The organism is Trinickia violacea, assembly GCF_005280735.1.
GTDB classification, from domain to species: Bacteria; Pseudomonadota; Gammaproteobacteria; order Burkholderiales; family Burkholderiaceae; genus Trinickia_A; species Trinickia_A violacea.
In genome coordinates this window covers 649,255-673,490 of sequence record NZ_CP040077.1, presented here as the reverse complement: position 1 = coordinate 673,490, position 24,236 = coordinate 649,255, and the positions used below count along the sequence as shown (strand labels likewise).

Sequence of the window (24,236 nt, the reverse complement as noted above, 5' to 3'; positions counted from 1 at the left end):
CAGGCGCGCTCGCGGCACGATTGGCCCGCTCCTTGCTGTCTCCCCTGCAAACGACAAACAGGGGGCAGCAAATGGGCGAGTTCCTGCCGGACTATCTGATTCGCGAGCAAATGGCCGTGGGCACGCTGGTCGCCTTCGGCGTGCTGCGCGTGATCGCCGCGGCCATTGGCTACGGACGCGGCTGGCGCATCTCGGCGATCGGCCAGTGCTGCATCGGCGCGGCGCTGATCTACTGCGCACCGCAGCTCTTCGACGTGCTGGCCTACGCGTATCAAGCGCGCGTCGCGTCGGCCGAGCTCGAGGGCAAAATCGCGGGCTGCGCCATTGCGCTGTTCTGCGCGCCGATCGTCAGCCATAAGCTCGGCTACGAGTGAGTCTCAGGATTGAGACAACGGCGGCCACCGAGACAGCGCGACTCAGCCCGCCGCGAGATACCCCGGCGCGCTGTGCGCCAACGCCGCCGCCGCGATGAACACGCCGATCATCACCAGCGCCTCAAGATGCAGCACGTTGTTGAACGTGTGCGCGTCCACCGTCGACGCCGTACGGCGCAGACGCGGCAGCGCCGACATGCGGTTCATCCCGCCCAGCACGAGCGCAAGCGCCACCAGCATGAGCTTGAGCGAGATCACATGACCCCACGTGCTCGACTGAAGCGGCGCGAGCGACCCGCCGAGTCCGCGCTCCGCATTGAGCGCGCCCGTGATCACGACAAACCCGAGCGCGAGCAGCGATACCTGCGACACCTGCCCCGCCACGCGAATCAGCGCGCCGCGCGCCACCGACGTATCGAGCGCGGGCAGCACGCCGAATCCGCCGGCCAGCACGACGCCGCCCCATACGCCCGTCGCCAGGATATGAAGCGTGTGAATGGCAGCCGACGCCGACCACACGCCGGCGTCGGCTGCGTGCCCAAGCAACGCCTTGCCTGCCGCAACGACGATGACCGCCAGCCAGAACAACGCATGACCCAGCGTGCCGTTGCGTCCCAAGAGCGCCGCGAGCAGCATCACCACCGCGCCTCCGAACGCCACGCACCACGCCTGGCCGACGTGCGTTTGCGCAAGCACGGTGGGTACGACGCCGAGCGCCGAGATCACGTCCGAGCCGCTCATCGAGGCGGCCTGATAGACGAGCCAGCCGGCATCGGTCAGCACGAGCACAATGGCAGCGGCCACCAGAGATCGTTGTGCGCGCAACCATGCGTGGTGCGAAGGCGCAGCGATCGCGCGGCCGCCTTCTTTCGCGAGCCACGCGTCGAGCAGCGCGGAGCCGATGGCAAACGCGAACGCGACGTTCATCAACGCGGCCATCGCGACCTGGCCGACCCACAATCCATCGATCCTCATCGGACGACCCGCTCCGCTGCCTTCGGCGCATGACGTGGCGCCGAATGGGACGGAAACGCGTCGAAGCTCGAAGCGGTTGCGCGCATCCACGCGGCGCGCGGCAAGGGATTGGACAGATCGAAATAATTCATCGGAAGGCAATCGAAAGGATGAAGTCAGAAAGAGGAGCGCAACATATGCATGGCGCGCGCCATCACGGCACGGTCCGCCCGCATGCGCAGGCGAGAGTGTACGCTTCGATGCCCCTCGCTCGCGACGGTTCAACCGGCGTTGGCGAATGGCCGTCCATACTGCACAATGAATCGCTTTTTCTCCTCACGCGAGGCGGCCACCGCAGAGCCACGCCGGTCACTTCGCCACCGACAGGAAACGATCGATCATGAACAAGTCCGTATCCCGCCATGCCCTGTTCGCCGCCGCACTCGCGGCCGTCACGAGCGCCGCGCCGCTCGCCGCGCACGCCGACGACGCCAACGCGAAGGTCAATTGCTACGGCGTCTCGAAGGCCGGCCAGAACGACTGCGGAACCGACGCGCACAGTTGTGCCGGCCAATCAACGAAAAGCAACGACCCATCGGACTTCAAGACGATGCCCCGCGGCACCTGCGAAAAGCTGGGCGGCAAGATCAAAAGCTGAGCGGCATGGAGCGCCGATCGCGGCGCACGGGTTACGCCCGGGGTACGCCCAATCCGCCTGAGAAAAACCGCCGCGCGGCATATTGTCGCGGCGTCGCACCTACGGGAACCGGAACGGTGTAGGCCAAATAGCCGCCATCACCCATCGATGATAGAATGCTGCGTCGCAGCGCCCGGCTAGCGCCCGGCTGCCTCATTGCACCGAGCCGATCGAAGCCCGGTCAGGTCCCCGAATAACATGGAGTTACGCGTGTCTTCAAGACGCATTTTCCGCCCGCTGCTCGCCCTTTTGCTGATCGGCACAGCAGGCGTCTATAGCGCTGCGAAAGCGCAGACTCAACCCAATCCCCCGGTCGACACGATGGAATCGCGAGTGCAAGGCTGCACCGCATGCCACGGCACGCACGGGCAGGGCACCGACAATGACTACTTCCCGCGCTTGGCGGGCAAGCCGGCCGACTACCTGTACAACCAGCTGGTCAACTTCCGCGAAGCCCGCCGGAAGTACCCGCCGATGAACTACCTCGTCACGTATCTCTCGGACGACTACCTCCACCAGATCGCGACGTACTTCTCGCAGCAGCGTCCGCCGTACCCGCCGCCGGCCACGCCGACTGTCTCGCCGGCCACGCTCGCGCGCGGCAAAGACATCGTTCTGAACGGCATCCCGGGCAAGAACGTGCCGGCCTGCGCGGCCTGCCACGGCTCGCAGCTGACCGGCATGCAGCCGGCCATTCCGGGCCTCGTCGGCCTGCACGCCGATTACATCAGTGCCCAGCTCGGCGCCTGGCGCTCGGGCTCGCGTCACGCGATCGAGCCTGATTGCATGCATGCAGTCGCGATCCGCCTGACGGACGACGACGTCAACGCCGTCGCTTCGTGGCTGTCCACCCAGCCGGCCCCGCAAAACCCCGTGCCGGCCCCGGCCAGCTCGTTGAAGACCCCGCTTGCCTGCGGCAGCGAACCGCAATAAGGCGCGAGGAGAGACATTCAAATGAAACGCAAGTCCCTGTTCGCACTTTCGGCTGTTGTCATCGTGGCGGCGGCCGCGCTCGTTCCCGTCTTGTGGTCGGGCGGCGACCACCTGCACAACGGCACGGCCATGGCGGCCACGCCGGAAGACCAGGCTGCGCTGATCAAGCGCGGCGAATACCTTGCCCGCGCCGGCGACTGTATCGCGTGCCACACGGTGCGCGGCGGCAAGACCTTCGCCGGCGGCCTGCCGATGCTGACGCCGTTCGGCACGCTGTACACGCCGAATATCACGCCCGACGACCAATTCGGCATCGGCAAGTGGTCCTCGGACGACTTCTACCGCGCGCTGCACACGGGCCGCTCGAAGGACGGCAGCCTGCTCTACCCGGCGTTCCCGTTCGCGAGCTACACGAAAGTCACGCGCGCCGATTCCGACGCGATCTACGCTTACCTGCGCTCGGTCGAGCCGGTCTCGCTGCCGAGCCGTGCGCAAGAGCTCAAGTTCCCGTTCAACAACCGGAACCTGCTGATCGGCTGGCGCACGCTGTTCTTCCGCGAAGGCGAGTACAAGCCTGATCCGACGAAGTCGGTCGAATGGAACCGCGGCGCGTACCTGATCGAAGGTCTCGGCCACTGCGGCATGTGCCACACGTCGATCAACGCGATGGGCGGCCCGGTCAACTCGGCGGCATTCGCCGGCGGTTTGATCCCGCTCCAGAACTGGTATGCGCCGTCGTTGACGTCGAACAAGGAAGCCGGCCTCGGCGACTGGGAAACTAAGGACATCACCGATCTCCTGAAAACCGGCGTGTCGCAGCGCGGTGCCGTGTTCGGTCCGATGGCCGAAGTCGTGCACAACAGCCTGCAATACATGTCCGATGACGACGTCAAGGCGATGGCGACGTACCTGAAGACGATCCCGCAGAAGAGCGAAGCACCGGAAACGATGCAGCTGGAAACGTCCGAACAGTTCGGCAGCGAACTGTTGGATCAGGGTCACAAGATCTATACCAGTCAGTGTGCGAAGTGCCACGCGGAAAACGGTCTTGGCTTCCCGCCGGCCTTCCCGCCGCTCGCGAACAACCAGTCGATTCAGATGCCGTCGGCGGTCAATCCGATCCGCATGGTGCTGAACGGCGGCTACCCGCCGAGCACGGAAGGCAATCCGACGCCGCACGGCATGCCACCGTTCGCTCAATCGCTGTCGAATCAGGAAGTGGCTGCGGTTGTGACGTACATCCGGAAGACGTGGGGCAACCACGGCACCGCGGTGTCGCCGCAGCAAGTGAGCGACTTGCGTTCGGCGCCGCTCGACTAAGCGCGGCCTGACGCAACAGGGCGCGGCCTGCGGGAAACCGCGGCTGCGCCTTTCGCATTTTCAGGGCTGGAGGTTTTACCGGACCGTCGGCCTTGCCTTCGCGCCACGAGCGCAGACAAGCATTTAGGGGGTTTTGCCGTGCATATCGGTGAGCGTTTCAACAGCATCAGTCACCTGGTCGGCGCTGTGCTGGCGGTGGCGGGGCTGGCGACGCTCGTCACGATGGGCGCGCTCGACGGCGATGCGTACAAGGTGGTGAGCTTCAGCGTCTACGGCTCGATGCTGTTCGTGCTCTACACGATTTCGACGCTCTATCACAGCATCCGTCATCCGCGCGTCAAGGCAATCCTGCAAAAATGCGATCATGCGGCGATCTATTTGCTGATCGCGGGCAGCTATACGCCGTTCACGCTCGTCACGCTGCGCGGGCCGTGGGGCTGGTCGCTGTTCGGCGTGAGCTGGGGGCTGGCGGCGGTCGGTATCGTGCAGGAGCTCACGCTCGGGCGCCGCACGCGCAACGTATCGATGGTGCTTTATGTGCTGATGGGATGGCTCGCGCTCGTGGCCGTCCGTCCGCTCATCGCGGCGCTTCCGCCGGCGGGCCTGGCATGGCTCGTTGCCGGCGGAATCATTTATAGCGCCGGCATCTATTTCTTCATCAACGACGAGCGCATTCGACATGGTCACGGCATCTGGCATCTGTTCGTGCTGGCCGGCAGCCTGTGTCAATTCGTCAGCGTCGCGGCGTATGTCGCGTAACGCGTCCGGTCAACCCATCGCCGCGTAATCGCTTGGCGATGCAACTAAACGCGCAGCACCGTGTCTTGAATGCACGTGCCTGCTATGCGGCGCACCACTGCGCCGCCGATTTACCCGGCCGTCAGCCGTTCGCGCCCCAGGGCTGCGTGAAGCGACGGTCGTCACTACCCGAATTGCTAGAAGATCCACTATGTCTTTTGATTCCCTCGGCTTGTCCGAACCGTTGGTGCGAGCCGTTCACGAACTAGGCTACACGTCCCCCACTCCGATCCAGAAACAGGCGATCCCGGCCGTCCTCAACGGCGGCGACCTGCTCGCCGGTGCACAGACCGGCACCGGCAAGACCGCCGGCTTCACGCTGCCGATCCTGCAACGCCTGGAATCGAGGCAGCCCGGCGCGCACAACGCGAAGCGCGCAGTGCGCGCCCTGATCCTCACGCCGACGCGCGAGCTCGCCGCTCAAGTCGAAGAAAGCGTGCGCGCGTACGGCAAGTATCTGAAGCTGAAGTCGACCGTGATGTTCGGCGGCGTCGGCATCAATCCGCAAATCGACGCGTTGAAGCGCGGTGTCGATATCGTCGTCGCGACGCCGGGGCGGTTGCTCGATCACATGCAGCAAAAGACGATCGACGTGTCGCAGCTCGAGATCCTCGTGCTCGACGAAGCCGACCGCATGCTCGACATGGGCTTCATCCACGACATCAAGCGCGTGCTCGCGAAGCTCCCGCCGAAGCGCCAGAACCTGCTCTTCTCGGCGACGTTCTCCGACGAGATCAAGGCGCTCGCCGACAACCTGCTCGATTCGCCCGCGCTGATCGAAGTCGCACGCCGCAATACGACGGCCGAGACGGTCGCGCAGAAGATCTATCCGGTCGATCGCGACCGCAAGCGCGAGCTGCTCACGCATTTGATCCGTCAGCACAACTGGTTTCAGGTGCTCGTCTTCACGCGCACGAAGCACGGCGCGAACCGTCTTGCCGAGCAGTTGACGAAGGACGGCATCAGCGCGCTCGCGATCCACGGCAACAAGAGCCAATCGGCGCGTACGCGCGCCCTCGCGGAGTTCAAGAACAACACGCTGCAAGTGCTCGTCGCAACCGACATCGCCGCGCGCGGCATCGATATCGATCAACTGCCGCACGTCGTCAATTACGATCTGCCGAACGTGCCCGAGGATTACGTGCACCGAATCGGCCGCACGGGGCGCGCGGGTGCGAGCGGTGAAGCCGTGTCGCTCGTGTGCGTCGACGAACTGCAGTTGCTCAAGGACATCGAGAAGCTCATCAAGCGCAGCGTGCCGCAGGAAGTGATCGCAGGCTTCGAGCCCGATCCGGATGCGAAGCCCGAGCCGATTCAACGTCGCGGACAAGGTGGCGGCGGCGGTGGTCGTCAGCCGCGTCAAGGTCAGGGGCAAGCTCAGGGGCAAAAACAAGGCGGCGCAGCGCGACGCGAAGGCGCGGCACCGTCGGCTGCGAAGCAAGGGCAGCGTACTCAGCCAGCGCCTCGCCGTGAAGGCGGCAGCGAGGCTGGAGCGCGCCAAGGTCGTTCGGCACCGGCAGGCGCGAGCGCACCGGCGGCATCGGCGCAGCCGCGTCAAGATACACGCCGCGCCCCCGCGCGCAATGCATCGGCAGCGAAGCCGCAATCGCAAAACACGCAGCGCCATGATTCGGCCCGAGGCGAAGCGCGTGCACCGAAGCACGACAACGCTTCCGCAAACAACAACCATGCCGGCAACCGCAAGCCGCCAAGCAACCCCGGCGCGCTGCTCGGCGGCGCACCGCGCAGCGATACGTCACGCCGCGGACACCCCGCGCGCAACGGTCAGCGCGGCCGTTGATCGCGTCGCGATCACCCGTTTGCCGTTAGCGGCCCGTTGCGCCGCTCGCGGCTTGTCTCAGGTGCTCGATCTGCCGTTCCCATCGATCGAGCACCGCCTCCCTCCCCTCGTCCAATTCGAACGTGATGCCGCTCGTCAAGCGCGCGTAGCGGACTCTCTGCGATTCGCCCGTATCGATCGAGCCGGCGAAGCACGCCAACGATCCCGGCGCGGCGCGCTTATCGTCCTCACCCGCGTCATCGTCGTTCGTTAGCGGCTGCACATCGAGCTGCACTTGATAAAACGCCTCGTCGTGGACGAAGGTCAGCGCGGCCTGAGCGCGCTCATGCAACGCGCGTGCCGCGCGCGAGCTCGGCCAGAGCGCGAAGCAAAGCGTGCGCGAATCGGGCGCGTACAATTCGCCCGCGCTCAACAGCGACGTGCGCACATGACCGTTCGCATCGATCGTCACCAGCGACGCCGTCAAGCCCGCCTTGGCGGCGAGCGCCGTACCGTCGAACAGGGCGCGCAATTCGGGCGGCCATTCATCGAAAGCGCTTTGCTCCAGCGCGGTTTCGCGAGAAGTGGGATCGGACATGGCTTGCCTCGCTCATCAGCGTATTTCGTGCGGAACTGGTGCCGCTCTGCATGGGACCCAAGTAAGCGCTGAAGCGCCAACTTGGGTCGACAAATGAAAATGGCCCGCATCGAGCGGGCCATTTCGTTGTAGCACAAACGAGCGGCGTGCATCACGCCATCTGCCTAGCGAAAGAAGACGTGCTGCGTGATCTTCGCAAGCGGATAGTGCACGCCCGGCTGAATCTTCGCGGGCAGATCGAGCGGCTTCAGCAGCATCTTCACGCACATATCGGCCGACAGATTGCGCCTCACCAGCGCATTGACGCGCGCCACACGATCCTTGTTGTAGTTCGAATCGTTGACGCGCTCGGGGTAGCGAATCGCGAACACATGCCGCAGCGCGATTTCCGAGTCCTCGTTCTTGATTTCCATGACTCGCCGCATCAGCGCGCCGAGCACCGCGAGCCGGCCGTTGCCCTCGGTCTGGTTGTACTTCTTGAAGTATTTGAAAAAATGTTTGTAGTGGCGCACTTCGTCGGTGCGGATGTTGTCGGTGAGCTCCTTGAGCACGGGCTCGTCCGAACACTCGTTGATCGCGCGGTACAACGTGGCCGTGCCCGTCTCGACGACGCAGCGCGCGACCATCTCGAGCGCGCGGCTCTTCTCGAACTGTTCGACCGAGCAGGTCTTCGAATACTCTTCGAAGAAATTATGGAAGGCCGTGTCCCAGTCGAATTCCGGCCACACGTAGTGGATATATGCCTTCAATGCGCGGCCGTGCTGCAGCTCCTCGGGCTCCCATTCGTTGTTGAGCCACGCGGACACTTCCGGATCGCCGTTGAAGAACGTGGTGAGATTGCTGGTGTAGAGGTCGGAGCCGCTTTCGATAAACGATGCGGCGACGAGCAACAGCAAGAGATCCTCGTTTGCCGCGGCACGCTGACGATCGATCCGCGTGAGATCGATGTCCTCGATACGCCAGGGCATCTCATGGTTGGAGTCAGGTTGCATATGTTGCACTCCCAAAGCTGCATTCAATTCTGTGTCCTGCGCATACCGCGTCTTCATTCGAAGCGCGTTGCCGAATCCGCGTTGAATACAGCGCAATTGAGTTTGTTAAGCCTTTTCTATTCGGAATCTTAGCCGGACTTTCGCGAAGCTGCCGGTAAGTAGCACAGACCATGCCGCGTGCCTGCGGTTCCGTGGCTTCCCACCTCAAATTTAGACCGCATTCTCAAACGTGCATTACCGCCGTCTTCAAAATCCTGCCGCGAGCCCATCCCGGCGACTGTCGCTGGCCGCGACATATCCGCGCTCGGGATCGTTGCGATCGAGCTTCCAGATGAATTGGCCCGAACCGAAATCCATATACGGGTCGTCGATGGACTGAATCGTGTGGCCGCGCGCCTCGAGTGCGCGCGCGGTATTCACGTCGAGCGTCGCTTCGATATCGATCGTGAAGTCGCTATTGACCTTCCAGCGCGGCGCATCGCAAGCAGCCTGCGGCTGTTGGCCGTAGTCGAGCATGCGCACAATCGTCTGCAGATGCCCTTGCGGCTGCATGTCGCCGCCCATCACGCCAAAGCTCATCACCGCTTCCTGCTTCCCGCCGACGCGCTGCGTCAGGAACGCCGGAATGATCGTGTGGAACGGCCGCTTGCCGCCTTCCACCACGTTCGGCGACGCCGGGTCCATCGAGAAGCCATAGCCGCGGTTCTGCAACGCAATGCCGGTATCGGGCACGACGACGCCCGAGCCGAAGCCCATGTAGTTCGACTGAATAAAGCTCACCATCATGCCGCGCTCGTCCGCCGCCGACAGATAGATCGTGCCGCCCGCACGCGGCATGCCGAAATCGAAATGCGTCGCGCGGCGCGGGTCGATGAGCTTGGCGCGCGAGGCGAGGTAGGCGTCGTCGAGCATGTGCTCGGGCGTCACTTCCATCGAGCGTGGATCGGCGACGTAGCGATAGACGTCGGCGAACGCGAGCTTCATCGCTTCGATTTGCAGATGCTGCGACTCGATGCCGTCGACGGGCAACGAACCGATATCGAACTTCTCGAGGATGCCGAGCGCGATCAGCGCGGCAATCCCCTGCCCGTTCGGCGGAATCTCGTGGACCGTGTAGCCGCGATAGTCCTTGCCGATCGGCTCGACCCATTCGGCGCGGTAGTTACGGAGATCGTCAACGGTGAGCGCACCGCCGCCCTCACGCGCGAACGCCGCGATCCGCTCGGCGATCTCGCCTTCGTAGTACGCGCGCGGACCTTGCTCCGCGAGGCGGCGCAGCGTCTTGGCATGACCCGGGAAGCGCACCAGCTCGCTCACTTCCGGCGCGTGGCCGCGCGGCATGAACGTCTCGGCAAAGCCCGGCTGGTCTTTCAGCTCGGGCACGGCCGCCGCCCACTTGTACGCGACGATGGAGGCGAGCGCATGCCCGCGCTCGGCGATTTCGATCGCCGGAGCCATCAAGTCGGCGAACGGCAGCGAGCCGAATTTGCCGTGCAGCGCCTCCCAGCCGGCGATCACGCCGGGCACCGTCACCGAGTCCCAGCCGCGCTTCGGATGCAACGCGCGGCCATGCTCCTCGCCGTATTTGCGCTTGAAATAATCGACGTTCCAAGCAGCCGGCGCGACGCCCGACGAGTTCAGTCCGTGCAGCTTCGCACCGTCCCAAACCAGCGCGAACGCATCGCTGCCGAGGCCGCACGACACCGGTTCGACGACAGTGATCGCGGCAGCCGCGGCAATCGCCGCATCGACTGCATTGCCGCCTTTCCACAGCATGCGCAAGCCGGCCTGAGCGGCGAGCGGATGCGAAGTCGAGACGAGATTGCGGGCGAAGACGGGCAGGCGCTGCGTGGGATACGGGTTTTGCCAGTTGAAGCGGGTCATGTCGTGAACTCTCGGCGGATGTCGGGTGAGATGGAAAAGCCTGACTGACTGCAGAGTTGCATTATGAATACAAGGCGGGAATCGCGCTTTTCACGCCACGGATTGCCATGAAACCGGGCACGCCAGGCCGCCTCGCCAGCCCGGCAGGTCCACGCGGCCCCGGCCGAATACTATGGCCCCGATTGCGACAATCCATCGCAGAAGCCGCCTGAGCGGGCCGCCGCAGGTTTTACAATACGCTCACTCCAACCGCCGCGTGCCAAGCGCCGCCGATCGCCAAACCATGACCCGAGATCCACGCCTGACCCTCAACGCGCGTCAACAGGAATTGCTCGAATGGGTGCAGCGCGACGGCTTCGTGACCGTCGACGATCTCGCCGCCCACTTCGACGTGACGCCGCAGACGATCCGGCGCGACGTCAACTGGCTCGCGGACATGAACCTGCTGCGCCGCTACCACGGCGGCGCGAGCCTGCCGACGAGCTCGGAGAACGTCTCCTACGCCGCGCGCCAGCGGATGTTCCATGACGAAAAGCGCCGCATTGCCGCGCTGGTCGCGACGCACATTCCCGACCAGGCGTCGCTCTTCATCAACCTCGGCACGACGACTGAGGAAGTGGCGCGCGCGCTGAACCGCCATCACGGTCTGCGCGTCATCACGAACAACCTGAACGTCGCGAACATGATGAGCGGCTACCCCGACTGCGAGGTGCTCGTGACGGGCGGCATCGTGCGTCCGTGGGACAAGGGCATCGTCGGCGAGCTCGCGATCGAGTTCATCAAGCAGTTCAAGGTCGATTTCGCGATCATCGGCACGTCGAGCATCGAGACCGACGGCACGCTGCGCGATTTCGACACGCGCGAGGTGCGCGTGGCCGAAGCGATCATGGAACACGCGCGCACCGTCTATCTCGCCGCCGACCATTCGAAATTCGGCCGCCCGGCCCTCGTGCGCCAGGGGCACCTGAATCAGATCGACGCGCTCTTCACGGACGCACCCACGCCGCCCGAAATGGAAGAGACGCTCGCGAAAGCCGGTACGCAGGTATTCGTAGCCGAATGACATGTGCCGGTTTAGCCGCTGAATAGCGTGTACTCACACACGCGCACCCTGAAAAATCGCGCCAGGTGCTAAGCGCGTTTTAGCCATTCTCCTAGCCAAAGCCGCCGAAACACGCGCGCCGCGTGCTGCACCGCACGCAAAACCTCGAGTGAAATCAAGGATTTGCCGCCGAGACCCAACCGCCTCTCGGGCGCTCAATTGTCAAATGGAAAATTTTCGCGAGGCTGTTTGGAGAAGAACGCGGGCTTGACTACACTCCAGTTCCCCGACGCTCGCCAACGAGCGCCACAGGTGGCAGTTTTTCCGCACCGACCCAAAAGGTTAGCGCGCGCCGGCCGCAGACGCTGCCGGTTCCTTGACAGTTATGGTTGCCATGGAGAGAACGATGCTGAGCCCGCACGAATTCGCCACATTGATGCTCGTAAAGGATGCTCCCAACCAGGTCGACATGGACCGCGAAGAACTCGACGCTTTGCTCGAACATCAGCTCGTGCAGCTCGAGAATCTGGCCTCCGGCCTCCAGCAATGGCGCATCACCGAGCACGGCGACTCCGCGCTCAAAGCGATCAAGCGTTTTTCTTAAGTCCGCGGCCGACGATTGAAAGGCCGCGCATCCGAAATGTGTCTTCGCACCGCCGGTGCGAAGACCTGTCACAACCTTCAGATTCGTTTCGAGCGCGAACGGGTCCGCACTTGCGCGGACCCGTTTCTATTCTTGCGCTGACGCGGGCCCTGCTCCGGCCGACAATCGCCCGCGAGACCCCTGCTAGTCTGCTCAGCCGCTTCTCAACGTCGGATCGACGGCCGCCCGCCAGCTCAACGCCTTGGCGCGCTGTTCATTGAAGAAAGTCGCCCACTGGCCGCGCGTTTCACCGCCTCCGGAGCCGAGCGCCGCATAGTGTTGTGCAATCGACGCCTGGAACGCACAGAAATCCGGCTTCGAGATCTTGCCGTGGCGGCTCGCGACGTACGCATCGAAGAGCGCCGAATACACGAGTTGCGCATCGTCCCCGTAGTTCGCCGCCTGCGCGCCGCACATTTCCTGCAACGCGACCAGCGACGGTGCGCCAAATCCGCCGTTCAGACTAGGCGTTCCCACGCAGCCGGCCAGCAGCGCCGCCGCACTAGCCGCCGCACCCAACGTCAACAGTCCACGCATGTCCACCTCACCATTTTTTCCATGATAGCGCGCGGCAGATTTCGAATCTTCCGAACCCAATATCGAACTTTACTTTTTCGATTTTGTTCGCTAAATTTCGCAAACGAACATTTTTGGTTCGTCTCATTTTCCATCGACGAACTTAAAACTCAAGGGACAGAGTCAGTGACGCAAGGCACGAGATACGATTTGCTCGTCGTGGGCGGCGGGATCAACGGCGCCGGCATCGCGCGCGACGCGGCCGGGCGCGGCCTCTCGGTGCTGCTCGTCGAGCAGGACGATCTGGCGGCGCACACGTCGTCATCGAGCACGAAGCTGATTCACGGCGGCCTGCGCTACCTCGAGTACAAGGAGTTCGGTCTTGTCAGAAAGGCGTTGCAGGAACGCGAGACGCTCCTCTACGCCGCGCCGCATATCATGTGGCCGCTGCGCTTCGTGATGCCGCACATGCCGAACCTGCGTCCCGCGTGGCTGATCCGCGCCGGGCTCTTCCTTTATGACCATCTGGCGAAGCGCGAACTGCTGCCCGGTTCGCGCGGCATCGACATGCGCCGCCATCCTGCCGGCGCGCCGCTCGTCGATTCGATCAAGCGCGGCTTCGTCTATTCCGACGGGTGGGTCGACGACGCGCGCCTCGTCGTGCTGAATGCGCTCGACGCAACCGAACGCGGCGCGACCGTCATGACGCGCACGAAGCTCGCGAGCGCCGTGCGCGCGGGCGGCGAATGGCATGCGCAGCTCGAATCCAAGGACGACGGCAGGCGTGGCGACGCCCGGCTTATCGACGTCCGCGCCGGCGCGATCGCCAACGCGGCGGGCCCGTGGGTCGGCCAGCTGCTTTCGGGCGCGTTAGGGCGCGAAGCGCAGCACAGCGTGCGGCTCGTCAAGGGCAGCCACATCGTCACGCGGCGCCTGTTCGAGCACGATCACGCCTACATCTTCCAGAACCCCGACAAGCGGATCATCTTCGCGATCCCCTACGAACACGACTACACGCTGATCGGCACGACCGACATCGAATATCGCGGCGACCCCGCCCAAGTCGCGATCACCGAAGACGAAACGCGCTACCTCTGCGAATCGATCAACCGCTACTTCAAGCGCCGGATTTCGCCGCAAGACGTCTGCTGGACATACTCGGGCGTGCGTCCGCTGCTCGAAGAGGAAGGCGCCGACAACCCCTCCGCCGTCACGCGCGACTACAAGCTCGAACTCGATGCGAAGCCCGGCCTGGCGCCGCTGCTGTCGGTGTTCGGCGGCAAGATCACGACGTTCCGCAAGCTCGCGGAAGAAGCCACCGACATCCTCACCGGCGCGCTCGCCATCGACGCGCACGCGTGGACCGCGCGCGTGCCGCTGCCCGGCGGCGACATCGCGCAGGCGAAGTTCGAACCGTTCGCCGCGCGCTTCGCGGCGGAACACCCATGGCTGCCCGCCGAACTCGCGCGCCGCTATGCGCGCTCGTATGGCACGCGCGCGGCGCGCGTGATCGGCGACGCGAAGTCGCTGGCCGACCTTGGCCGCGCATTCGCTCCGGGTCTTTACGAAAGCGAATTGCGCTACCTGCGCGACAACGAATGGGCGAAGAGCGCACAAGATGTGTTGTGGCGGCGCTCGAAGCTTGGCCTGCATCTCGAGGCGGGCACGCTCGACACCGTATGCGCCGATATCGACCGATGGTTCGTTCAAGCGCCTGTTGCCGCCGCGGCGCCTGCGCCCGGCGCACCGCGCGCCGCGTCGCCCATGGCTGGCTGAACACCGTTTCGACATTGCGTTATGCAGCTTTAGACGCGTTTGCAGCACATCAGCACCCGCAGCCCCGAAGTCCCTTTAGAAAAACGCTGTACCCCCATCGCCCCGCTGTCCGCAGAGGCGAATCGACTACACATGGAGAAGAGACAATGCAGGATCAGTACATCCTAGCGCTCGACCAGGGCACCACCAGCTCGCGAGCGATGCTGTTCGACCGGCAGGGCAGTGTCGTATCCGTCGCTCAAAAGGAATTTGGGCAGATCTATCCGCAGCCGGGCTGGGTCGAGCACGACCCGTGGGAAATCTGGTCGACGCAAGCCGGCGTCGCGGCCGAGTGCGTGACGCACGCGGGCATGAACGGCTCGTCGATCGCCTCGATCGGCATCACGAATCAGCGCGAGACGACCATCGTCTGGGACCGCGAAACCGGCCAGCCGGTCTACAACGCGATCGTCTGGCAGGACCGGCGCACCGCCGACTTCTGCGATCAACTGAAAGCGCAGGATCTCGAAGCCAAAGTGCGCGCGAAGACCGGCCTGCCGATCGACGCCTACTTTTCCGCGACCAAGATCCGCTGGATTCTCGACAACGTCGAAGGCGCGCGCGAAAAAGCCAAGCAAGGCCGCCTCGCGTTCGGCACGGTGGATAGCTGGCTCGTCTGGAACCTCACGAAGCACGCGCTGCACGTGACGGACGTGACCAACGCGTCGCGCACGATGCTGTTCAACATCCACACGCTCAAGTGGGACGACGAGCTGCTCGAGTTGCTCGACATCCCGCGCAGCATGCTGCCGGAAGTGCGCGGCTCGTCGGAGATCTACGGCTCGACCGTGACCACCGTGTTCGCCACGAAGATTCCGATCGGCGGCATCGCGGGCGACCAGCACGCCGCCCTCTTCGGCCAGATGTGCACGAAGTCCGGCATGGTGAAGAACACCTACGGCACCGGCTGCTTCCTGATGATGAACACCGGCGACAAGCCGATCGAATCGAAGAACAACCTCATCACGACGCTCGCGTGGAAGATCGGCGACGAGGTCAACTATGCGCTCGAAGGCAGCATCTTCATCGCGGGCGCGGTCGTGCAATGGCTGCGCGACGGCCTCGGCATCATCAAGAGCGCGCCGGACGTCGAAGCGCTCGCAGCCCGCGTCACGCATAGCGACGGCGTCTACCTCGTGCCCGCGTTCGCCGGCCTCGGCGCGCCGCACTGGAACCCGCGCGCACGCGGCACGCTGTTCGGCGTGACGCGCGGCACGACCGACGCGCATATCGCGCGCGCGGCGCTCGAGTCGATTGCCTATCAATCGGTGGATGTGCTCAAAGCGATGGAAGCCGATTCGGGCATTCGCGTCGGCGAATTGCGCGTGGACGGCGGCGCTTGCGCGAACAACCTGCTGATGCAATTCCAGGCCGAGATCCTCGGCGTCGATGCGGTGCGTCCGCAAGTCAGCGAAACGACGGCGCTCGGCGCGGCGTATCTGGCCGGTCTCGCCGTGGGCTACTGGAAGGACGTCGGCGAACTGCAAAGCCAATGGCAGCTCGACAAGCGCTTCTCGCCGAAGCTGGAGCAACGCGAAGTCGCGCAGTGCCTGGCCGGCTGGCAGCGGGCGGTCACCGCGGCGAAAGCCTGGGCCGATTCGAACTGACGCAACCGACGCGAATGGCGGACCAGGCCGCCATTCGAGCCACTCCCGATACGAAACAAAAGCGAGCCCGGCATCGCCGGGTTCGCAAGAAAAATCTTTTGGAGAACAAAGCAATGTCCCCTTATATCGCGGAATTCATCGGCACGGCCGTGCTGGTTCTGCTAGGCAACGGCGCGGTCGCCAACGTCCTGCTCGCGCGCACGAAAGGCAAAGGCGCGGATCTGATCGTCATCGTCTGGGGCTGGGCGATGGCCGTGTTCATCGCGGTCTACATGACCGCCTCGTTCAGCGGCGCGCACTTGAACCCGGTCGTCACGATCGCCCTCGCGCTCGCCGGCAAGTTCGCATGGAGCAAGGTCGGCGGCTACATCGCCGCGCAGATGCTCGGCGGGATGTTCGGCGCCTTCATCGTCTGGCTCGCGTATCGGCAGCACTTTTCGAACACCGAAGACGCCGATCTCAAACTCGCGTGCTTCTGCACCGCGCCGGCCATCCGCAGCGTGCCGCACAACGTGCTGACGGAAATGATCTGTACGTTCGTGTTGATTCTCGGCGTGCTGTATCTGGCGTCGCCGCAAGTGGGCCTCGGCTCGCTCGACGCGCTGCCGGTCGGCCTCCTCGTGCTCGGCATCGGCATCTCGCTCGGCGGCCCGACCGGCTACGCGATGAGCCCCGCGCGCGATCTCGCACCGCGTCTCATGCACGCGCTGCTGCCGATTCCCGGCAAGCGCGACAGCGATTGGCGCTACTCGTGGATTCCGGTCGCCGGGCCGCTCGCGGGCGGCGCGATGGCCGCGCTGTTCTACGCCCACGTGCATTGAGGCACACGCAACACTCGTTGAGCATAAATCGCGCGATCGGGAGTTTTGGCGCGGCGGCAATGCACGTATCATGATGCTTTCGGACGGAAAGCCCGCAAAGTTGCGGATAAACGCGGGCTTTCGTCAATTCAAAACGCTGCGCCGCACTCTCGCTTGGCTCCCATGCTCGACCATCTCATCTGTGACTGCGACGGCGTGCTCGTCGACAGCGAAATCATCGCCGATCGCGTGCTCGTCGAAACGCTGTCGGCCACCTTTCCCGGCGTCGACTTCGAAGAGGTCGCGAAAACCGCGTTCGGTCAGCAGACCTCACGCTTTCTCGCGAGCCTCGAAACGAAATTCGGCATCACGATGCCCGCCGATTTCCTCGATACGATCGACCGCAATATCGAAGCCGCGCTCGCGAAGTCGCTCGGCCCGATCGCCGGCGTGCGCGATGCGCTGCACCGCGTGACGCTGCCCGCCGCGGTCGTGTCGAACAGCCGCCTCGCGCGGGTCGGCGCGTCGCTCAAGCGCGCCGGGCTCACCGACGTCTTCGGCCCGCGCGTGTTCAGCGCCGAACAGGTCGCGCGGCCCAAGCCGTTTCCCGATGTGTATCTCTATGCCGCGCAGCAATTGGGCATCGAGCCGGCGCGCTGCGTGGTCGTGGAAGACAGCGTGTCGGGCCTGCACGCGGCACGCGCGGCGGGCATGAAGACGATCGCGTTCGTCGGCGCGAGCCATATTCCCGATGGCTATGCCGAGGTGCTGCGCAGTCTCGGCGTGACTCGCATCATGGAGCGAATGGAGCAGTTGCCGGAACTCGTCGCCGCCGGGGCGCGCGGGGAGTTCGGGGATGTGCAGTCGTAAGTCGTAGCGGGCCGTAGCGGGCCGCAGCGGGCATTAACCGCCGCTCGCTTCTTGCGTCGTATTTGTACCGGCTGCCGACGAGCGTTTTCAAAGCCCGTCGGCAGACCCATCGCTTAGCGTCAAACCGCGTCGGCGACACACTCGCTCGCCGCAGCCGCCAGCGCGGTGCGGAATTCCACCAGTTCGGCAATCGTCAGCATCGGCAGATCGTGCTTCGCCGCGAAACGCTCGACATCTGCGCCGCGCGTCATCGTCCCATCCGGATTCATCAATTCGCATAACACGCCGGCCGGCTTCAAGCCCGCGAGAATCGCGAGATCGACCGTGCCTTCGGTGTGTCCGCGACGCGTCAGCACGCCGCCGTGTGCGGCGCGCAGCGGGAACACGTGGCCAGGACGGACGATATCGGCGGGCTTCGCGTCGTCGGCGATCGCGGCGCGGATCGTCGTGACGCGGTCCGCGGCCGAGACGCCCGTGCTCACGCCGTGGCGCGCCTCGATCGAGACCGTGAACGCCGTGCCGTGACGGCTTTCGTTTTGCGCGACCATCGGCGGCAATTCGAGCGCGCGGATCTTGTCGTCGGGCAGGCACAGGCACACGATGCCGCTGCATTCGCGGATCAAGAGCGCCATCGTTTCGACCGTGAGCCGCTCGGCGGCGACGATCAGGTCGGCTTCGTTCTCGCGGTCGTGATCGTCTTGCAGCACGACGGCGCGGCCTTCGCGCAGCGCTTTGAGCGCGGCGTCGATGCGCGGCGGAACGGCTTCGGTGGACAGCAGCGGAAGTTCGGCGAACGCCGTGGAAACAGCAGATTGAGACATGTGAAACGCTCCTCGCAATGAGAATGGGCGAAAAACGTTCCAGGGCATTGCAAACAGACAGAACGACGCACGCGCCGCGCAGCATTGAGCCGCACGCCGCAAGCGAGACGGACGTGACTATCTGCACATCTTCTTCCATCCGGACTATGACCGTCGGCCCTGGCATCGCACCAGATCTGCTGACCCCGCTCTCTTGGCGACGCGACGATGTCGCGCCATAAAAGTGCGGGCGCTCGCGGGCTCGCCGGCTTTACGCCGGCATACCGCCGGTGGGGAATTTCGCCCCGCCCTGAAGACGCACTGATTGCCGGTTCGACCGGCGGACGAAGCATACAACAGCTAAGCGCCGCTTGCAGGGCGGTGCGTAGCGAGCTGACAAGATTGAAATGAAAGCTTTCCTCTAGGGCCGGGTCACGCCGTTAGCAAGCGCAAGATCTCGGTTGCACCGATCACCCCGTCTCCGGCTAATCGCGCGAACCGTCGTGCGGAAGCGGTATGTCCCAGCGCGGCGGCGTTTCCGCGTTGACGGTCACTTGGTACGCGCGCGCCTCGGTGTCGCCCGGGTTGCGCAACGTGTGCGGCTGGTCGGCGTCGAAGACGATCGCATCGCCCGTCGCGAGCAATTGCCGCCTGTCGTGCAAGCTGACTTCGAGTGTGCCGTCGCTGACGACGAGGTTGATCGTCGTGCCCGGCGCGCGCGGCGCGCCCTTTTCGGTGTGCAGCGGCGCGATCCGCAGCTCGTGGAATTCGGTGCTGGCAGGCTCGGCGTCGGGATAGAGCGCGCGCACGGAAAAGCGCCCATTCGAACTGATGACACGCCGCGCGCGCTCGGCCGGCAGATGCTCGATGCCGTTCACCGCATGCCGGCGCAAGAACGCCGCCACCGACACCTTCAACGCCAGCGCGATCTTGCACAGCACCTTGATCGAGGGAATGCTGCGCGCCGATTCGATCTGCGCGAGCATCGCGCGCGACACGCCCGATGCCCGCGCGAGCGCATCGAGCGAGAGCTGCCGCTCGGCGCGCAAGCGCGCGAGGTTCACACCGACGACGTGTTCGAGCGCATCGAACGGTTCGTTCAAACGGCTGCGAAGCTGCGCCTCTTCGGCAGGTTCGCGGACCAGCGCTAAGGGGGAATGCATGTCAGTTGCCTCCGTGGTCGCCGCGACGCGGCGCTCAAACTCGAATGGAAGCAAGGCTAGCATCGGGTGGGCGGCGCTCAAACGAAGAAATCGTCACACTGTTATCACGTGCGGAGGCGGCGCGGGCTTTAACCAGCGCCACCGCGCAAGTGGCACGCTTCAAGACGAAACCCGCTCGACGACGCGCTTGACCGCCGGCGCATCGAGCCGCGCCGCGACCCACGTGAGCACGAGCGCCGCAACTGCGACTGCAGCCGCAACCAGGGGCAGCGTATCGAGCCCATGTCCATGCGTCAGCACGAGCCCGCCAAGCCATGCGCCCGCCGCGTTGCCGAAGTTGAACGCGCCGATGTTCAGCGTCGAAGCGAGATTCGGCGCGTGCTTCGCCTTTTCGACGACGCGCATCTGCAGCGGCGGCACCGTCGCGAACGCGGCGATCCCCCACAGGAACACGGTCACCGCCGAGAGCACCGGCGAGTGGCTCGTCTTCGCGAAGATCACCATCACCACGGCGAGCGCTGCGAGGATGCCCATCAGCGACGGCATCAGCGCACGATCCGCGAGCTTGCCGCCGAGCGTATTGCCGATCGTCAACCCCGCGCCGAACAGCACTAGAATCAGCGTCACCGAGCGCGGCGAGAAGCCGCCCAGCTGCTCGAGAATCGGCGTGACATAGGTGAACACAATGAACACGCCGCCGAAGCCGAGCACCGTCATCGCGAGCGCGAGCCACACCTGCGGCTCCTTGAGCACGCGCACTTCGTGGCCGAGCCCGGCGGGGCCCGCGTCATGATGGTTCGGAACCAGCGCCGCGACGCTTGCAAGCGACAGCACGCCGATCGCGGCGACCACCCAGAACGTCATGCGCCAGCCGAATTCCTGACCGATGAAGGTCCCGAACGGCACGCCGAGCACGTTCGCCAGCGTGAGCCCGGTGAACATCATCGCAATCGCGCTGGCGCGCTTCTCCTGCGGCACGAGCGAGGCGGCGACGACTGCCCCGATCCCGAAGAACGAGCCGTGCGCAAACGACGTGACGACGCGCGCCACCATCAGCACCGTGTAGTTCGGGGAAAGCGCGCACAGCACGTTGCCAATCACGAAGATCACCATCAGCATTTGCAGCGCGAACTTGCGCGGCAGCTTGCTCGTCACGACGGCCAACAGCGGCGCGCCGACGGTGACACCGAGCGCGTAGCCGGAGACGAGCAGCCCGGCGGACGGAATCGTCACGCCGAGATCACGCGCGACATCGGGCAGGATCCCCATGATGACGAACTCGGTCGTGCCGATCGCGAATGCGCTCATCGCGAGCGCCAGCAATGGAATTGGCATGTGAGGCCCCTTGGAACGGGATTTGGACAGGACGCATTCTCCCGGAGCCATATGCTTTTGATAATTGGCGTGGCACTTAAATCATTTTCAAACGAAATCGAACAATCGACGCTCGAATGGATCGGCTTGGCGATATCAGGCTTTTCGTGGAAGCCGCGCAGCCAAGGCTCGAAAAGTCTGAAAGGCTATAATAAAGGGCTGATCAGCGCACATTTGCGCCCTTTTTCTTTTCAACCCCACTGACGACGGACGCCCCCAGGTCAACCACTGCGAACGGCGAACTTCATGACCAAGAAAGTTTATGTAAAGACCTTTGGCTGCCAGATGAACGAGTACGACTCCGACAAGATGGTCGACGTGCTCGGCGCTGCCGAAGGGCTCATCAAGACCGACTCCCCGGAAGACGCGGACGTCATCCTCTTCAATACCTGCTCCGTGCGGGAAAAAGCGCAGGAAAAAGTGTTCTCCGACTTGGGCCGCGTGCGCGAGCTCAAAGAGGCGAATCCGAATCTGCTGATCGGCGTGGGCGGCTGTGTCGCGAGCCAGGAAGGCGCGTCGATCGTCGCGCGCGCGCCGTACGTCGACCTCGTGTTCGGCCCGCAGACGCTGCACCGCCTGCCGCAGATGATCGATGCGCGCCGCGCGAGCGGCCGTGCGCAAGTCGATATTTCGTTTCCGGAGATCGAGAAGTTCGATCACCTGCCGCCCGCGCGAGTGGAAGGCCCGAGCGCGTTCGTGTCGATCATGGAAGGCTGCAGCAAGTACTGCAGCTATTGCGTCGTGCCGTACACGCGCGGCGAGGAAGTGTCGCGCCCGCTCGACGACGTGCTCACTGAAATCGCGGGCTTGGCCGACCAAGGCGTGCGCGAAGTCACGCTGCTCGGCCAGAACGTGAACGCTTACCGTGGCGCGCTGACGCTCGGCGCAACCGAGATCGCCGATTTCGCGACGCTGATCGAATACGTCGCCGAGATTCCCGGCATCGAGCGGATTCGCTACACCACGTCGCACCCGAAGGAATTCACGCAGCGCCTGATCGATACCTACGCGAAGGTGCCGAAGCTCGTCTCGCACCTGCATCTGCCCGTGCAGCACGGCTCCGACCGCATCCTGATGGCGATGAAGCGCGGCTACACGGTGCTCGAATACAAGTCGGTGATCCGCAAACTGCGCGCGATCCGCCCGGACCTGTCGCTGTCGACGGACATCATCGTCGGCTTCCCCGGCGAAACGGACGAAGACTTCGACAAGACGATGTCCCTCGTGCACGAGATGAGCTACGACACGAGCTTCTCGTTCATCTACAGCCCGCGTCCCGGCACGCCGGCGGCGAACCTGCACGACGACACGCCGCGCGAGGTCAAGCTCAAACGCCTGCAACATCTGCAAGCGACGATCGACGCTAACGTCAACAAGATCAGCGAATCGATGGTCGGCTCGGTGCAGCGCATCCTGGTCGAACGCCCCGCGCGCAAAGACCCGAACGAGCTCGCCGGACGCACTGCGAACAACCGCGTCGTCAACTTCCCGGCGCCTGTCGCGTCGCATGCGCGCCTCATCGGCCAGATGATCGACGTGAAGATCGTCCACTGGTATCCGCATTCGTTGCGCGGCGAACTCGTGCTCACGCCGGAAATCGCCACTTCGACGCATTAAGCCCGTTAAGCTAAGGATCGAATCCTCGCCTTGAAAGTCGCCCAGTCACTGGAATTCAACGCACCGCGCGAAGACAATGCGCGTCTCGCCAACCTCTGCGGCCCGCTCGACGAAAACCTGCGGCAGATCGAGCAGGCTCTCGATGTCACGCTACAGCGCCGCGGCCATCGGATTGCGATCCGCGGGCGCGGCGCGAAAGTCGCGCTAGGCGCCCTCGAAGACTTCTACAACCGCGCACTCGAGCCGCTGTCCGTCGACGACATTCAGCTAGCGCTCGTCGAAGCGCGCCACCCCGGCAACAAAGGCCCGAACGGCGGCGCCGAGATCGACGTGCGGTTCCGCGGCGATCCCGATCATCCGTTCGACGAACCCGCGAGCGTGGGCGATGAGGAGAACCTCGAAGAACTCGGGCCGAAGCTCTACACGCGCCGCGCCGACCTGCGCGGCCGCACGCCGGCACAGCGCGAATACCTCAAGCAGATCGTGTCGCACGACGTGACGCTCGGCGTCGGGCCGGCGGGCACCGGCAAGACCTACCTCGCCGTGGCCTGTGCGGTCGACGCGCTCGAGCGCGACCAGGTCAAGCGCATCGTGCTCACGCGTCCGGCCGTCGAAGCGGGCGAACGGCTCGGCTTCTTGCCGGGCGATCTCGCGCAAAAGGTCGATCCGTATCTGCGTCCGCTCTACGACGCCTTGTATGACCTGCTCGGCTTCGACAAGACCGCGAAGATGTTCGAGCGCCAGATGATCGAGATCGCGCCGCTCGCGTACATGCGCGGCCGCACGCTTAATCACGCGTTCATCATTCTCGACGAGGCGCAGAACACGACGCCCGAGCAGATGAAGATGTTCTTGACGCGTATCGGTTTCGGCTCGAAGGCGGTCGTCACCGGCGACACGACGCAGATCGACTTGCCGCGCGGGCACAAGAGCGGGCTCATCGAAGCACAGCAGGTGCTCGCGAACGTGCGCGGCATCGCGCTCACGCGCTTCACGAGCGCGGACGTGGTGCGGCATCCGCTCGTCGCGCGCATCGTCGAAGCGTACGACGCGCACTCGCACAAGGACGATCATCACCAGCCCGACGGCCGCTGATCCCCACGCGAACAAAAAAACGCAACAGCCAAACCAGACCCAGCCCATCGCATGACCCGCGCGCCCAAACTGACGCTCAACCTGCAATTTCCGGCGGCGAAAGCCTATCCGGAGCACAAGGCGCTGCTGCCGCGCGCGACCGTCGCAAGCTGGATCAAGGCGGCGCTGTTCGCCGGCGGCGAGTTGACCGTTCGCTTTGTCGACGCCGACGAAGGCCGCACGCTCAACCGCACCTATCGCGGCAAGGACTACGCGACCAACGTCCTCACCTTCGCTTACGCCGAGACGGAAGACGATCCGGTCACGGGCGACTTGATCCTGTGCTGCCCGGTGGTCGAAAAAGAGGCCGCCGAGCAGAACAAGCCGCTCGAAGCGCACTACGCGCACCTGATCGTGCACGGCACGCTGCACGCCCAGGGCTACGACCACGAAGTCGAAGAAGAAGCGGAAGAAATGGAGGCGCTCGAAACCGAGATCCTCGGTGCGCTGGGTTTTCCCGATCCCTATCGAAACGATGGGAGCGAGCGGAACGATGGCCGATAATCGTCCGAACGCCCGCCGATA

General features: G+C 64.4%; 23 protein-coding genes and 1 riboswitch. Of the genes, 15 read left to right on the top strand and 8 right to left on the bottom strand.

Features of this window, described 5'->3' with window-relative positions; translation table 11 throughout:
- Positions 1–71 precede the first annotated feature (71 nt).
- Positions 72–374, top strand: a complete 303-nt coding sequence (locus tag FAZ95_RS02950; protein ID WP_137331083.1) for a hypothetical protein — start codon at positions 72–74, stop codon at positions 372–374.
- Positions 375–416: 42 nt separating this feature from the next.
- On the opposite strand, the gene FAZ95_RS02945 is transcribed toward FAZ95_RS02950, so the two are convergent.
- Positions 417–1,349 (bottom strand): CopD family protein, encoded by a 933-nt coding sequence (locus FAZ95_RS02945; RefSeq protein WP_137331082.1) that lies wholly within the window; start codon positions 1,347–1,349, stop codon positions 417–419.
- A 379-nt stretch (positions 1,350–1,728) separates the two neighbouring features.
- On the opposite strand from FAZ95_RS02945, the gene FAZ95_RS02940 reads away from it, so the two are divergent.
- The 5 genes from FAZ95_RS02940 to FAZ95_RS02920 all read left to right on the top strand — a co-directional run bounded on the left by FAZ95_RS02940 (position 1,729) and on the right by FAZ95_RS02920 (position 6,877).
- Positions 1,729–1,986: a BufA1 family periplasmic bufferin-type metallophore gene (locus tag FAZ95_RS02940; RefSeq protein ID WP_137331081.1), complete on the top strand. Its 258-nt coding sequence runs from the start codon at positions 1,729–1,731 to the stop codon at positions 1,984–1,986.
- A 237-nt stretch (positions 1,987–2,223) separates the two neighbouring features.
- Positions 2,224–2,958, top strand: coding sequence for a c-type cytochrome (locus FAZ95_RS02935; protein WP_137331080.1), 735 nt, complete (start codon positions 2,224–2,226; stop codon positions 2,956–2,958).
- Positions 2,959–2,979: 21 nt separating this feature from the next.
- Positions 2,980–4,278, top strand: coding sequence for a c-type cytochrome (locus tag FAZ95_RS02930; protein ID WP_137331079.1), 1,299 nt, complete (start codon positions 2,980–2,982; stop codon positions 4,276–4,278).
- 138 nt (positions 4,279–4,416) lie between these two features.
- Positions 4,417–5,037 carry a PAQR family membrane homeostasis protein TrhA gene (trhA, locus tag FAZ95_RS02925; RefSeq protein WP_137331078.1) on the top strand — a complete coding sequence of 207 codons (621 nt, stop codon included), beginning with the start codon at positions 4,417–4,419 and terminating at the stop codon, positions 5,035–5,037.
- Positions 5,038–5,227: 190 nt separating this feature from the next.
- Positions 5,228–6,877, top strand: coding sequence for a DEAD/DEAH box helicase (locus FAZ95_RS02920; protein WP_137331077.1), 1,650 nt, complete (start codon positions 5,228–5,230; stop codon positions 6,875–6,877).
- Positions 6,878–6,902: 25 nt separating this feature from the next.
- Here the strand turns inward: FAZ95_RS02920 and FAZ95_RS02915 are convergent, their stop codons facing one another.
- The 3 genes from FAZ95_RS02915 to FAZ95_RS02905 form a co-directional block, all read right to left on the bottom strand.
- The gene (locus FAZ95_RS02915) at positions 6,903–7,454 is read right to left on the bottom strand and encodes a hypothetical protein (RefSeq protein WP_137331076.1); all 552 of its coding nucleotides are present in this window, start codon (positions 7,452–7,454) and stop codon (positions 6,903–6,905) included.
- Positions 7,455–7,618: 164 nt separating this feature from the next.
- A complete protein-coding gene (locus FAZ95_RS02910) occupies positions 7,619–8,422 on the bottom strand; it encodes a ferritin-like domain-containing protein (RefSeq protein WP_437437730.1) in 804 nt (267 codons plus the stop codon).
- Between the two features lie 270 nt (positions 8,423–8,692).
- Entirely contained in the window at positions 8,693–10,330 is a 1,638-nt protein-coding gene (locus FAZ95_RS02905; RefSeq protein WP_137331074.1) for a gamma-glutamyltransferase family protein, read from the bottom strand.
- A 283-nt stretch (positions 10,331–10,613) separates the two neighbouring features.
- Between FAZ95_RS02905 and FAZ95_RS02900 the strand changes: the two genes are divergently transcribed.
- Positions 10,614–11,393, top strand: coding sequence for a DeoR/GlpR family DNA-binding transcription regulator (locus tag FAZ95_RS02900; protein ID WP_175425504.1), 780 nt, complete (start codon positions 10,614–10,616; stop codon positions 11,391–11,393).
- A gap of 385 nt (positions 11,394–11,778) precedes the next feature.
- Positions 11,779–11,976: a hypothetical protein gene (locus FAZ95_RS02895; RefSeq protein ID WP_137331073.1), complete on the top strand. Its 198-nt coding sequence runs from the start codon at positions 11,779–11,781 to the stop codon at positions 11,974–11,976.
- Between the two features lie 192 nt (positions 11,977–12,168).
- On the opposite strand, the gene FAZ95_RS02890 is transcribed toward FAZ95_RS02895, so the two are convergent.
- Entirely contained in the window at positions 12,169–12,552 is a 384-nt protein-coding gene (locus FAZ95_RS02890; RefSeq protein WP_137331072.1) for a hypothetical protein, read from the bottom strand.
- Positions 12,553–12,717: 165 nt separating this feature from the next.
- On the opposite strand from FAZ95_RS02890, the gene glpD reads away from it, so the two are divergent.
- From glpD to FAZ95_RS02870, 4 genes are all read left to right on the top strand, one after another.
- Positions 12,718–14,307 carry a glycerol-3-phosphate dehydrogenase gene (gene glpD / locus FAZ95_RS02885; protein ID WP_137331071.1) on the top strand — a complete coding sequence of 530 codons (1,590 nt, stop codon included), beginning with the start codon at positions 12,718–12,720 and terminating at the stop codon, positions 14,305–14,307.
- 146 nt (positions 14,308–14,453) lie between these two features.
- The gene (gene glpK, locus FAZ95_RS02880; RefSeq protein WP_137331070.1) at positions 14,454–15,953 is read left to right on the top strand and encodes a glycerol kinase GlpK; all 1,500 of its coding nucleotides are present in this window, start codon (positions 14,454–14,456) and stop codon (positions 15,951–15,953) included.
- A 113-nt stretch (positions 15,954–16,066) separates the two neighbouring features.
- Positions 16,067–16,774, top strand: a complete 708-nt coding sequence (locus tag FAZ95_RS02875; protein ID WP_137331069.1) for an MIP/aquaporin family protein — start codon at positions 16,067–16,069, stop codon at positions 16,772–16,774.
- Between the two features lie 162 nt (positions 16,775–16,936).
- Positions 16,937–17,623 carry an HAD family hydrolase gene (locus FAZ95_RS02870; protein WP_137331068.1) on the top strand — a complete coding sequence of 229 codons (687 nt, stop codon included), beginning with the start codon at positions 16,937–16,939 and terminating at the stop codon, positions 17,621–17,623.
- 119 nt (positions 17,624–17,742) lie between these two features.
- Here the strand turns inward: FAZ95_RS02870 and ribB are convergent, their stop codons facing one another.
- From ribB to FAZ95_RS02855, 3 genes are all read right to left on the bottom strand, one after another.
- Positions 17,743–18,444 carry a 3,4-dihydroxy-2-butanone-4-phosphate synthase gene (gene ribB, locus FAZ95_RS02865; protein ID WP_137331067.1) on the bottom strand — a complete coding sequence of 234 codons (702 nt, stop codon included), beginning with the start codon at positions 18,442–18,444 and terminating at the stop codon, positions 17,743–17,745.
- Between the two features lie 123 nt (positions 18,445–18,567).
- Positions 18,568–18,745, bottom strand: a riboswitch (FMN riboswitch).
- A gap of 163 nt (positions 18,746–18,908) precedes the next feature.
- The gene (locus FAZ95_RS02860) at positions 18,909–19,586 is read right to left on the bottom strand and encodes a helix-turn-helix domain-containing protein (RefSeq protein WP_137331066.1); all 678 of its coding nucleotides are present in this window, start codon (positions 19,584–19,586) and stop codon (positions 18,909–18,911) included.
- A gap of 159 nt (positions 19,587–19,745) precedes the next feature.
- Positions 19,746–20,921: an MFS transporter gene (locus FAZ95_RS02855; protein WP_137331065.1), complete on the bottom strand. Its 1,176-nt coding sequence runs from the start codon at positions 20,919–20,921 to the stop codon at positions 19,746–19,748.
- 285 nt (positions 20,922–21,206) lie between these two features.
- Between FAZ95_RS02855 and miaB the strand changes: the two genes are divergently transcribed.
- From miaB to ybeY, 3 genes are read left to right on the top strand one after another with little or no spacing between them, the layout of a single operon-like run.
- Positions 21,207–22,577: a tRNA (N6-isopentenyl adenosine(37)-C2)-methylthiotransferase MiaB gene (gene miaB, locus FAZ95_RS02850; protein ID WP_137331064.1), complete on the top strand. Its 1,371-nt coding sequence runs from the start codon at positions 21,207–21,209 to the stop codon at positions 22,575–22,577.
- A gap of 30 nt (positions 22,578–22,607) precedes the next feature.
- Positions 22,608–23,672 (top strand): PhoH family protein, encoded by a 1,065-nt coding sequence (locus FAZ95_RS02845; RefSeq protein ID WP_137331063.1) that lies wholly within the window; start codon positions 22,608–22,610, stop codon positions 23,670–23,672.
- A gap of 51 nt (positions 23,673–23,723) precedes the next feature.
- The gene (gene ybeY, locus FAZ95_RS02840) at positions 23,724–24,215 is read left to right on the top strand and encodes an rRNA maturation RNase YbeY (RefSeq protein ID WP_137331062.1); all 492 of its coding nucleotides are present in this window, start codon (positions 23,724–23,726) and stop codon (positions 24,213–24,215) included.
- Positions 24,216–24,236 lie beyond the last annotated feature (21 nt).